At 37.0% G+C, this 11648-nt stretch carries 11 protein-coding genes and 1 tRNA gene; 2 read left to right on the top strand and 10 right to left on the bottom strand.

Features of this window, described 5'->3' with window-relative positions:
• Positions 1-143: 143 nt before the first annotated feature.
• Positions 144-229 (top strand) — tRNA-Leu (locus tag MMP60_RS15685).
• A gap of 141 nt (positions 230-370) precedes the next feature.
• Here the strand turns inward: MMP60_RS15685 and pgaD are convergent.
• The 7 genes from pgaD to MMP60_RS15650 all read right to left on the bottom strand — a co-directional run bounded on the left by pgaD (position 371) and on the right by MMP60_RS15650 (position 7128).
• Complete coding sequence (gene pgaD / locus MMP60_RS15680; protein WP_241337265.1) at positions 371-787, bottom strand: poly-beta-1,6-N-acetyl-D-glucosamine biosynthesis protein PgaD; 417 nt, start codon at positions 785-787, stop codon at positions 371-373.
• A gap of 30 nt (positions 788-817) precedes the next feature.
• Positions 818-2074, bottom strand: coding sequence for a poly-beta-1,6-N-acetyl-D-glucosamine synthase (gene pgaC, locus MMP60_RS15675; protein WP_241337264.1), 1257 nt, complete (start codon positions 2072-2074; stop codon positions 818-820).
• Between the two features lie 15 nt (positions 2075-2089).
• On the bottom strand, positions 2090-4039 hold the full coding sequence (pgaB, locus tag MMP60_RS15670) for a poly-beta-1,6-N-acetyl-D-glucosamine N-deacetylase PgaB (RefSeq protein ID WP_241337280.1): 1950 nt from the start codon (positions 4037-4039) through the stop codon (positions 2090-2092).
• Positions 4040-4330: 291 nt separating this feature from the next.
• Entirely contained in the window at positions 4331-4726 is a 396-nt protein-coding gene (locus MMP60_RS15665) for a hypothetical protein (RefSeq protein ID WP_241337263.1), read from the bottom strand.
• Between the two features lie 399 nt (positions 4727-5125).
• Positions 5126-5467, bottom strand: a complete 342-nt coding sequence (locus MMP60_RS15660) for an FKBP-type peptidyl-prolyl cis-trans isomerase (RefSeq protein ID WP_241337262.1) — start codon at positions 5465-5467, stop codon at positions 5126-5128.
• A 38-nt stretch (positions 5468-5505) separates the two neighbouring features.
• Positions 5506-6036 carry a YaeQ family protein gene (locus tag MMP60_RS15655; protein WP_241337261.1) on the bottom strand — a complete coding sequence of 177 codons (531 nt, stop codon included), beginning with the start codon at positions 6034-6036 and terminating at the stop codon, positions 5506-5508.
• Positions 6037-6123: 87 nt separating this feature from the next.
• Positions 6124-7128 carry a GTP-binding protein gene (locus MMP60_RS15650; protein ID WP_241337260.1) on the bottom strand — a complete coding sequence of 335 codons (1005 nt, stop codon included), beginning with the start codon at positions 7126-7128 and terminating at the stop codon, positions 6124-6126.
• Positions 7129-7598: 470 nt separating this feature from the next.
• On the opposite strand from MMP60_RS15650, the gene MMP60_RS15645 reads away from it, so the two are divergent.
• Positions 7599-7814 (top strand): hypothetical protein, encoded by a 216-nt coding sequence (locus MMP60_RS15645; protein WP_241337259.1) that lies wholly within the window; start codon positions 7599-7601, stop codon positions 7812-7814.
• 108 nt (positions 7815-7922) lie between these two features.
• Here MMP60_RS15645 and MMP60_RS15640 read toward each other — a convergent pair whose 3' ends face one another.
• The 3 genes from MMP60_RS15640 to MMP60_RS15630 all read right to left on the bottom strand — a co-directional run bounded on the left by MMP60_RS15640 (position 7923) and on the right by MMP60_RS15630 (position 11143).
• Complete coding sequence (locus tag MMP60_RS15640; RefSeq protein WP_241337279.1) at positions 7923-8447, bottom strand: acyl-CoA thioesterase; 525 nt, start codon at positions 8445-8447, stop codon at positions 7923-7925.
• A 218-nt stretch (positions 8448-8665) separates the two neighbouring features.
• Positions 8666-9289, bottom strand: a complete 624-nt coding sequence (locus tag MMP60_RS15635) for a MarC family protein (protein WP_241337258.1) — start codon at positions 9287-9289, stop codon at positions 8666-8668.
• 489 nt (positions 9290-9778) lie between these two features.
• Positions 9779-11143, bottom strand: coding sequence for an amidohydrolase (locus tag MMP60_RS15630; RefSeq protein ID WP_241337257.1), 1365 nt, complete (start codon positions 11141-11143; stop codon positions 9779-9781).
• Between the last annotated feature and the right edge of the window lie 505 nt (positions 11144-11648).

Raw genomic sequence — 11648 nt, 5'->3', positions numbered from 1 at the left:
GATCTCAGTTTGATGAAATAATCATGAAATAGATCAGCAATGCTCATTTTTTGTCAAATAAACACATAACTTGATTGAAAAGAAAGCAATTAATGCATTTTAGTCTTGCCAAGTTTTAAAGTCTCCTCTATTATTGCGCACATGCCCGAGTGGTGAAATCGGTAGACACAGGGGATTTAAAATCCCCCGCCCACAAAGCGTGCCAGTTCGAGTCTGGCCTCGGGCACCATTTTTCAACTAATGAAAAATGGTGCAAATAAAAACCCAGCCTAAGCTGGTTTTTTTATGCCTAAAATTTAGTACACATCCATAAAAAAATGCCTCAATTTAAATTAAGGCATTCAATGTCATTTAGAGATAACAATAAATATTATTCAACACGAATAATTTTACCATTTTCATCATGATGTAGTGTTGTAACTTTCTGTTGACGACCCACTTGGATCTCGTGTTCAGGCAACTCAAAATAATGCGCATAATCAGGGAGTTCTTTTTCAATTGCATGTTTTTTATGTACGCGTTTTGAAGGTAACAGTCCCCATAATAATAATGCTACTGCACACATGAAAAGTGCCGTAATTCCGTGCTCAAGACCTTGACTGAATGCAGCCATTAAACGTTGTGCAAGATGCGTTTTTTGCAGTTCAATTAACACCCAAACCAAAATAAATGGTCGCCATAATAATAACCAACCACCCCACATCATCGCAGTCGTGGTCGTAGAAAAATAACGCTTATGCCAAGGGAGTTGATGACGTACATCAATAATCAAACTATTTGCTTTCATTTCTATTCTCAGCAAAATGAATCTTGCGACTCAGCGAATTCCACGATCTGGGCTAATCCAACGGGCACGTTTTTCTTCAGCGCGAAGTAGAACCTTTGGAAAGGCGACGATTGTAGCAGTAATCGTAATTAACCAAAACACAAATGGGTACCAAATCATCCAATAATAATTTTTCCCTAAGTTTGGTTCATAACGACTATCCATCCATTTGCTTAAAGCAAACTGAATTAAGCAAGTCGCACCTAATAAAATTCCACTACCGTATGGTAAAAATGGCGAACTGACGATAGCAAGGGCTGGTATTGTAAATACAAAATGTAACAGCCACATGACAGCCATAATCAGCATCAAATATGACCAAACCAATGTTAAACAAAGCTCTAACATTAATGGCCAAAGAAAATTGAGTTTTGGTTTAGAAAAGACATCAATGTTCTTAATTAGAACTTGTGCCCCACCCATTGCCCAACGTAAACGTTGTTTCCACAAACCATTAAAAGTTTCTGGCATCAAAATCCAAACCAAGGCATTTGGCTCAAAACGAACGTCCCAACCAGCGCGTTGTAATTTCCAAGTGATATCAATATCCTCCGTCAGCATATTTGGAGACCAATAATCAACTTGATGTACTGCGCTTTTACGAAATGCTGTAATCACACCTGAGACTGTGAATAAACGCCCAAAAGTACGTTGCGCTCGTTTAATCATGCCCACAATTGAAGAAAACTCCCCAACCTGAATTCGGCCCAATAATGTCGAACGTGTACGAATACGTGGATTTCCTGTCACCGCCGCCACAGTTGAATCTTCTAGGAAATGGCGCATCATCCACTGTGCCGCATGTGGATCAAGTAAAGCATCACCATCAATCCCAATCAGAAACTCTGCATCCGTCATTAAACTGCCCGCTTGCAGCCCCATAGCTTTACCTTGGTTTTGTGCAAGATGTACCACACGTAATTTTTCATGCTGTGCAGCTAGACGATCAAGTACTTCACCTGTGTTATCTGAACTTCCATCATTAATCGCAATCACTTCAAAATTTGGATAATCTAATTTTAGAGCATGACTGATGGTTTCCTCTGCATTATCGCCTTCGTTAAAACAAGGAACAAGAACAGCAACTTTAGGATATTCAGGCAAAGCTGCGGGTTGCTGATAAGGTGGGTCTCGACGTTCTTTCCAGTAGAAAATAATTGCCCCTACCATCCATAAATACGACATAAACAATGGATAATAAAAAACAAATTTAATGGCATTAGCCCATAATAAAGCAATTACACTCATCGACACATTACTCCGTTATGGTACTAATTGTGATGATTTTAAAGCAAAAGCCTTACGCATCGTTTCTACATCTGGATGTTCTTTAATCGGATCATCAGGATAATACGCAATATGCATTGCACCTTGTTGATAAAGTGATTTGATCGTTGCAGCCATTTCTTCTGAAGGAATTTTTTGGTCATTACGCCAGTTAATTGCCTGTAGCTCCATAACCGTCTTTTTAATCCCGTTTGGATACTGTTTTACTCGGTTCATAATATCGGTATAAAATTTTTCGGGATTATCAACCTGTTCCATATAAGGCATTGCCATGATCGCTGTGAAATCATAACGGTTTAATGACTCTTCCAAAGATTGTGCATACCAGTTTTCCGCATATGGATTCAGTGCAACTTGTGCATACAAATTACGTGCCGTCATCAAATACGGTTGATATTGACGCACCTCACCAGCAAGCTCCATTGCAAAATCGTCTAATGTCCGCGTTTTATATGCTGTCCATTTCTGCAATTTGTCATCATTGCCCCGTATTTGAGTAAGATCCGTTGGTAAACCTTGCTTTGCATAAGCTGCTAAGGCTTGAGGACTTGCATCTTCATAATCCGACAATGTCACATCATCATGGAATAATAGACCATCAAATGGCGTCGATTTTGCAAGATCTTGATAGATTTCTTTAATGGTTTGTCGAGCTTTAGGTGAATATGGACTTAAACGAATATAACCCATATTTAAGTGCTCACCTGCTTTTGCTTGTTGCGTTACAACTAAATCTTTTGATACTGGATCTGATTTAGGTAATTCCCATGCAAGTAAAGGCATCCAAGCATATAAACGCTGAACTGGCGTACGTGTTTGAATTTGCCAAGCAACCCGATTGAATAAATCCGCACGCATTGGAATATGACGATTTGGAAAATACACCATATCCGCAGAACCATTAGCATCAGGATCAGAAAATGCTTGTAAATAAACAGTCTTTACACCCATACCGTTAATACGATCTAAAAGATTGCCTAAATTACGCTCTTGTTGTTGTGGATCTGGATCATAAATATAATCTAAATCAACATGCATAATCTTTTGTGGACGATTATTGTCATTTAAATTGAGTTCACGATTTTTAATTTCCTGTGCCAATGCACTGGTCGACATATTGCCTTGAATTAGAATACGTCCCATGTTTTGAATCGATTGTTTTGCATGATCAGCACCATCATCCAAAGTAATCGTAATCGGCATACCCAATTGCTTCGAAATTTGTACTAATTGCATATTGTACCGACCATAAGGCCAAACCATGACACGCGGCGAACGTAAACCATGTGCTTTTAATAAGTCATTATTCTTTTTTAAATCTTGATAAACACGTGCTTGGTAATGTGCATCACTTTCATAGGTTTTGGTTTTTAGATCGTAGATTCGAGTAATCGCAGCAGGCTCTGAGTTAGCTTGAGGATTTGCGGTGACACCACGATGCAAATGATAACTATGGCTCGCAATTTCAACAAAACCACTATTTTGCATTTCTTTAAGTTCATTCCAACTTAAAATCTTATTCCGTGTGATCTCATCTCCACCAAAATCAACTTTCTGATCGGCTTTTGGCTCTAGCCAAGAACCAACCACAGCCAACACCACTGGAATTTTTTTTGCACGGATAATGGGATAAGCATTTTGATAAAAAGACTGATAACCATCATCAACAGTCAACAATACAGGCTTCGTTGGTAAAGTATATTTCCCTTGATGGGCTTTAAGGAGTTGATCAACATTAATAAAGTGATAGCCATTCTTTTGTAACCAATCAATATGTTCACTAAATTGTTGTGTTGTTACAGCGTAGCTTGGAATAAGTGCATCTTTATGATCAGTAATTTCATGATAACCAATGACGGTTAACGTTGTCGCATCAATTTTGGAATTTTCTGCAAAAGTTGCCGTAGTCGCAACCACACCAATCATTAGACCTAAAAACTTTTTAAAGGTCGAAGACACTAAACGTGTTGTCATAGAGATATCGTCTCAATATTAGAAAATGGCTGATCGCGAATCATGCATGAATCATCTTACAATTTATGGACAAGTAAGAGCTTCTAATGCGCCAACTGGGAGTGAGGATTGTATTTATAATTTTAGAATCTGAAAATAATCTTAAAAGTTTATTTTATGAAATATATAGCAATATAAAATGATTTTTTCACAACACAAGAAAAAGCACCCAACATGACCTATGTTGGGCACTGAAAAACTTTATTAATACTGAATTAATTGAAAATTGGGGTGTTCAGACAATTGTTGTAAATAATAGCGTTCTTTTTGATAAAAATATTTATATAACCGATTGACCCACTCTCCACGGCGAAACGTTTGAATTTTTTTACCCACACCATCATATTCCAACAATATAACATGACCATCCAAAGGAGAGAGTAAGGTAATTTGGTAATCTGGATGCGCATGCTGATGGGAAGGACTCAGTTCTCTTACAATTTCGACCTTATTTTCCCCATCCATCCAATAATGCTTATCAATCAATGCTTTCTCATTGACCCAAAAACCAGCTTCAGCACCATTATACGTATTAATCAAGAAAAAATTATGCAGTTCTTTTAATAGTTCCGATGCGGTGATATCCAAATAGTCATTCATAGCTACCTCTACTCACTCAAATTTTTAATGCCTGTAAATACAGACATCGAATTTTTATAATTAACAGAGCCATTGTTGTGACTAGACTTATCACCGATGGCTATTATTCAAAGCAATTCCTCCAAAAGGTAAATTAATATCACATTTTTTCAAAAAAATTTGATTTAAAATACATTGCTCTTTATCTAAAAGATATACAGAACCATCTATATAATCAACAATTTTCAGAAGAATATTAGAACAAATAGATATAGAATTAAAATAATAAAATTCAGATACTTAGCGTTATTGCGAGAATGTAATTTGTAATATTATTGTATTTTTTTGTAATTCAATTACAAAGCAAGGTCCCATTGAGCAAATCAATACAATCCATGCTTTGTAAAATTTCAGATTAAATTACTCATCTCGAGTTTTTACATCAAAAAGCTCAATTTCAAACGTAAGATTGGCATTTGCAGGAATAATTTTTCCCATCTTACGTGCACCATAAGCCAAATGAGCAGGTACGATAAGCTTACGCTTTCCACCAACGCGCATTCCCATGATGCCTTGATCCCAACCTTTAATCACTCGACCAGTACCAATCACTGTTTCAAAATAATTGCCACGATCAATTGAAGAGTCAAACTGAGTACCATCTTCCAACCACCCCGTGTAATGCGTTGTGATTAAAGCCCCTCTAACAGCTTCTTTACCTTCACCGATCTTTAAATCAATAATCTCTAATTCAGCACTCATTTATTTCACTCCAAACATAGACACAGTTCTATTGAAAATTATTGCAATTGTTGCCACTGAATGTCGACCTGCCCTTTATCACTTAACAGTGTCCATTCACCATCCATAATGTTCAATTGTAATTGCATAGTACGTTCACATAATTGTTCAAGTGCTTGTGTCGTTTGAGGTACTAACTGCCAAACGTCCACATTGCTTAAGGTCTTAATCTTGGTATTCTTTTGCCACCAATCATCAGATTGAGAGCCGTAAGTCACCACGGCCACTTTCTTACAACGTGCACTGGCTTTTTTCACTTTATCTTCAGATGGACAACCCACTTCAATCCACTTTTCTAAAAGCCCTGTCAGGTCTTTTTGCCACAACGCTGGCTCATCTGTTTCAAATAAATCTTTGGTAAACTCTAAGCGTTCATCTGCATATCGAGCATAAGCCAAAATACGTACCATTAAACGCTCAATCGTTTCCGATGGGTGCAAAGCAAGCGTTAGTTGATAATCCGCATAGATATGCTCATCCATATTGGCAATATTCAGGTCTACCTTATATATTGTTGCTTTCAACGCCATAAACGATACTCTTCGATACTGTGTTCTCAAATTTGGCGCTAAGCATACTCTATTTATTGAATATAATGCGCTGTTTTGTTGACATCGCTATTGATCAATATTACGGCAACACGCTAATAATTGCGTTTCAAATGCGAACCAATCTTGATGTGACTGGGTAATGATTTCAATTCGATTATCAATGCTTTCATCAGCAGACTTATAGTTAAACTGTTGAGGATTAAAATTAAAGCTCTTCCACCCTTGATCAGTATTAAAAATCCCTTTAATTCTGACCCAATCTTGTTGGGCACAGAGTAAGTCTAATAAATTATAAAAGTTGAATTGCCAACGTTTCGGCAATTTCCACCCCCCAACCGTATAGCCTTGGGTTGTCTCTACATAATGATAAGGAAGTTGTTTTATTTCAGCTCTCTTTTCATCATTTGACTGTATTTTTTGCAATTTTAATAGTGGCTGAATTTTACGTTGCACAGGTTGTTGCACAATATCAATTTGAGGCAATCCAACTTGTCCATTTTCAGCCTCAATCCAATACTGTACATAGGTTTGATATTCTTGTTTTAACGCCGAATACGCCTGCCAATCTGCATCATTCATACAATCAACATGCGAAAGGACAACAATTTGTGCAGCTTTAAGTTGATCGGTATATAAATTCTGTTGTACCCATTCACGATCATGTAAACGACTACCATCAACCACAATCACCAAAGCACGCATATTCAAACTGCTTTGCCAATGTGGCTCGGTGAGTTGTTCTAATAATTGAGCTGGATGCCCCAAGCCTGTAGGTTCAATAAATAATCGATCAGGCTTACTCTCACTCAGTAATCGAGACAGTGCGATTTGCATGGGCAATTGACTACTACAACATAAACAGCCACCTAATAATTCTTTAACGGCATAGCCTTGCTGTTGTGCAATCAATTGCTGATCGACACCGATTTGACCAAACTCATTCATAAGAATCGCCCAGACTTCATGTTCAGGCTTTTGTGCCAATAGATGCTGTAATAAAGTTGTCTTACCTGCACCTAAAAAACCAGAAATAATATGTGTTGGAACAGGTTTAGGAGCAAGAATCTTCACATGGTTCTCTAAATTGAACTTTGTTTTATTTTATAGATAAAATTTCTAAGAATGGAATAGTTTTCATCATGGCTTTAACAAACCAAAAGCTCAGCATCCCTCCTAGCCTATACTAACATCTAAAAATATTCTCAATTTAGGCATAACAATAACTTTATTCAATCATGAGAAACTGCATCGAATCTCAGGATTGTTCTAAACACGTAAAGTTTTAGATTGTTTTCTAATCACAAAAATATATTTAGATACATTATCGTGGCCTCTTGAAACCTAGAGTTTTACCAAGAAACCACATAAGGCTCATTTATGCTGCACTATTGTTAAGACCAACGTAAAGGATTGTTAAGAATATTGCTGTAAAAAAGTTTGGCACTTAGCATGAACCCCATGCCAAGGTTTGAGATTTCACATTCATTGATGACTTAAATTTTGGCTAAAACTTAAATCAAATTGAAATATGGATGCCAAACATGAAACTTATCAAAACTTTAATTGCTACAACACTAACGCTTGCTGCGGCAACAGCATTCGCTGCATCAAATCATAAGGAATCACATCATGCCGACCTAACGGAAGAAAAAGTTGTTGTCTCCACTCAGGAGCAACCTGAAACGCAAGATCCAGCAACAATGGATGAAACTGCAAGTGAAGCAAGTGCAAGCTCTGCGCCGAGCACAACAAATTAAAGCAGTCTTAACATCTACTTTCACACAACTTTTGTACAAATCTTAATTACAAATAAAAAAAGATCGAACCATGCTGCGGTTCGATCTTTTTTAAAGCCTGTTTATGAACTAATTAACACTGCTCGGTTTTTTAAAAATACTGCACGAAGGTTGATGAACCTCTTGTAAGCGCATATCTTTACGCTGCTCAGCAGCTTCAAAACGGCAACGCTTCCAATCTGTATCTAACTTCAAAACTGGAACTGCTTTTGGTTTCCGCTCCTCATCAACAGCAACCATCGTGAAATAACACGTATTGGTGTGTCGAATGGTACGTTTCTGGATATTCTGTGCTTCTACGCGAATACCCACTTCCATAGAAGTACGCCCAACATGATTAACACTCGCTAAAAAAGTGACTAATTCACCAACGTAAATCGGCTCTTTGAAATTTACTTTATCAACCGACAAGGTAACAACATAGCTACCCGAATAACGACTTGCACAAGCATAAGCAACTTGGTCAAGCAGTTTTAAAATTGCTCCACCATGAACATTACCTGAGAAATTTGCCATATCAGGTGTCATCAAAACTGACATTGTAAGCTCTGACTGGTCGTCAGGTGCTTGGTTCAATTGATCTAATGGATACATAGGAGAACTCATAGAGAATACAACGTGGCTATTATCGTTCATTCCCCTCCGTAAAAATACGGATAAATCCATAAAACATCATCAACGATTTTTATGGTATCTCGGGGGATTATTTCATAACGATTACATTAACAGTATTTTTATTGAATTTACTGAAATTTAATAAAAATACATTTCAAAAATAAATACCATATATACAAAATTATATATCAAGAAACTCAATGCAAATTTGCTGATTGCATCAATCCCATAACACCATTAACGATCATATCAACCGCAATCGTACCAATCAGCAAAGCAGATAAACGCCCCATAATGTCAAAATAACGATCAATGTGCTTGGCATGTTTATAACGTAAATGATCATGCCCATATTTCATCGCAATTAAAATACTACACGTCAGTGCAAGTGTAACCGCAATAACAGCGATTGCACCCGTGAATGGAACACTTACACCGGTTACAACTGCGGCACTAATCGTACCTGGCCCAATCATAAACGGCATGGCAATCGTTCCTACCAAATGTTCAGGAGCACCTCGCATTTCCCCAATCGTTTCTGCACCCTGAAATACATAACGATAACCAATAACGAGAAAGATTAATCCACCAAAAATCTGGAATGATTCAAAGCGTACATTTAAATAACGACTAAAAATATTCTCACCACCCCATGCAAATAATGCAAAAACAGCAAAAGCAATCAAACTTCCTTGAATCAAGGCTTTATTAAAGACTTTTACATCAGTGTTACGAATCATCCCGACCATGTACACACTCATTAAGAAGGGATTCAATAATGAAAAAAACAATGCAAATGCATGAATATAAGGAGAAAACATAAGACGTTGATTGCCGTTAAAAAAAATGATTTAAAGAATCAAAATGAGCTTACAATCCAAATCACATTTTTAGATGAACCACTTTTGTGGAAATGAAATTTGACTGACTCATTTTTCAAACTTAACTACAGTTAGAGATAGGAACTTACTATTGCCACTTATGTGAACTCACATCTATGCCTACCATCAATCAATAGTCAGCGAGTAAAATGTAGCGTCCATCGCAATAGAAAAAGATGACTTCTCTAATTTTACAGATCAAATTATTTTTTAACTTGCATCGCATGTATATGCGAAGTTGTGAAAATGTAAAAATATACTTATTTTTTAAACAGAATTTTAAAGCTGCTCCCAACATCAGATATCAATGGCTATTTTCTAACACTGATTTTGGATTTTCCGATATCTGAATTGCAAAGCTCAACAAATATCGGAACTTGTGTATCAAATGACTTAAAACTTATGACATGATCACGATTGATCATCACTTCAAGATTTTGGTGGGTTATTCAAGATTGCTAACATCGAAAAAATACCTGCTTTCGTACCATATGGAATCGCAGATAAATCGATTTCAAAATCTCCATTATGTGCATTAAAAGGCAACTTCTTTTGCTTAAATGCTTCAATAAATCGCTGAGGCTCTGCAATACCCACATGAATATAACTATATGCATTCTTTTCATTATGAATAACAAGATGATGAACATCTTCTGACCCCATTATAGATGGGAGAACATTTTCATCGAGTAAGTATTTAGGGTTTTCTATCAGTCCTGAAGTCGATAATGCATTTTTCACTACTTTAGTTAATGCAACATCATTATCCAAAGGATGTGCCCAACCTTTGAATTCAGTCGTTGGGTATTTATCTTTTGGCATATTATAAGCATAAGCAATACTTTCATTGATGCGTGTAATTCCATCAATCATCAACTTACGATCACGTTCATTAAACCAACGCAGATTAATTTTAAGTAAGGCTGATGCAGGTATGACATTGTTATTGCTTCCTGCTTGAATAGAACCAACCGTAATCACAGCTGCATTTTTAGGATCAATGCCTCGGCTGATAATCGTTTGGTATTGGGTAATCGCGGTTGCCGCCATCACAATCGGATCTTTGGATAAATTTGGCGTAGAACCATGCCCGCCAATACCATGGAATGTGACATCAAATTGATCTGTTCCTGCCATACGAACCCCTGTTGCAGCAGCAATGACACCAACGGCAACAGGAGCAGCATGAATACCAAATAGATAATCAGGTTCAGGAATCTTATATTTTTTATAGAGCCCATCATTGACCATTGCTTCTGCACCTAAAATTGGTTCTTCCGCAGGTTGCCCAATAAAGACCACCGTTCCTTTCCACAGATCTTTATGTTCGGCAAGAAACTTTGCTGTGCCTAACATCCATGCAACATGAGCATCATGCCCACATGTATGTGCAACGGGTGTTTCAGTCCCATCATCCAGTTTTACAATCTTATTACTGGCATATGGAAGCCCTGTTGTTTCTTTAACAGCATTGGCATCCATGTCGGCTCGGTACATGACAATTGGACCATCCCCATTTTTCATGACAGCAGCAACACCCGTTTTACCAATCCGTTCAGTGGTGTTATATCCATAGGATTTAAGTTCTTTTGCCACAATAGCTGCTGTTCTAAACTCCATAAAACCGAGTTCAGGGTTTTGATGAATATCTTTAAAAATTTTGACAAACTTATCATTATTTTGGCTGACACTTTGCTCAATCAATTGTTTGGTGTCCTGAGCATAGCCTTGCACTATTGTACCAAACCCCAAACTACCAACAATTAGAGTAGATAGAATTCTACGATGCATCATATATTTATCCTTTTTGCTTGAAGTTTATAATTATTGAGCTCAAATTTTCATCTAAAAAATACAGACTTACAATAGGGTCTGTTGACATTTCACTTTACAAGCTGTCGCTCTCATTGTGACAGAGGACATTTTTAGACGATATAGGTATGTCTTGCTCACTGAGTAGGCAAAACATACCTCAGCGGCGGCAAAAATGTCCCTGTCCCGTAGGGTTATGGCTAAAGCTTCCCTAAACTGCGTTATGAAACTCGACAAGGAGGGATTCCTTTACTATGTTTCATACCGTGTTTATGTCACTTTAGCCAATAACACAAGGTATGGCTAAAATATCAACAGACTCTACAATATTATTTTTATTTAGATTTATACTCTTGATAATGAATTTAAAATATTGTTATTTTATAAACACTTAAACACTTAAACACTTAAACACTTAAACACTTAAACACTTAAACACTTAAACACTTAAACACTTAAACACTTAAACACTTAAACACTTAAACAC

The sequence above is a fragment of the Acinetobacter sp. ANC 4805 genome (genome assembly GCF_022549495.1).
Taxonomy (GTDB): Bacteria; Pseudomonadota; Gammaproteobacteria; order Pseudomonadales; family Moraxellaceae; genus Acinetobacter.
Note: the sequence above shows the minus strand (reverse complement) of the source record. Positions and strands in the feature narration are given on the sequence as shown.

Bases quoted from the DNA above. Each gene is read 5' to 3' on its own strand.
- pgaD (WP_241337265.1), bottom strand. From the start codon at position 787: ATGAAAGCAAATAGTTTGATTATTGATGTACGTCATCAACTCCCTTGG.
- pgaC (WP_241337264.1), bottom strand. From the start codon at position 2,074: ATGAGTGTAATTGCTTTATTATGGGCTAATGCCATTAAATTTGTTTTT.
- pgaB (WP_241337280.1), bottom strand. From the start codon at position 4,039: ATGATTGGTGTGGTTGCGACTACGGCAACTTTTGCAGAAAATTCCAAA.
- MMP60_RS15665 (WP_241337263.1), bottom strand. From the start codon at position 4,726: ATGAATGACTATTTGGATATCACCGCATCGGAACTATTAAAAGAACTG.
- MMP60_RS15660 (WP_241337262.1), bottom strand. From the start codon at position 5,467: ATGAGTGCTGAATTAGAGATTATTGATTTAAAGATCGGTGAAGGTAAA.
- MMP60_RS15655 (WP_241337261.1), bottom strand. From the start codon at position 6,036: ATGGCGTTGAAAGCAACAATATATAAGGTAGACCTGAATATTGCCAAT.
- MMP60_RS15645 (WP_241337259.1), top strand. From the start codon at position 7,599: ATGAAACTTATCAAAACTTTAATTGCTACAACACTAACGCTTGCTGCG.
- MMP60_RS15640 (WP_241337279.1), bottom strand. From the start codon at position 8,447: ATGTATCCATTAGATCAATTGAACCAAGCACCTGACGACCAGTCAGAG.
- MMP60_RS15635 (WP_241337258.1), bottom strand. From the start codon at position 9,289: ATGTTTTCTCCTTATATTCATGCATTTGCATTGTTTTTTTCATTATTG.
- MMP60_RS15630 (WP_241337257.1), bottom strand. From the start codon at position 11,143: ATGATGCATCGTAGAATTCTATCTACTCTAATTGTTGGTAGTTTGGGG.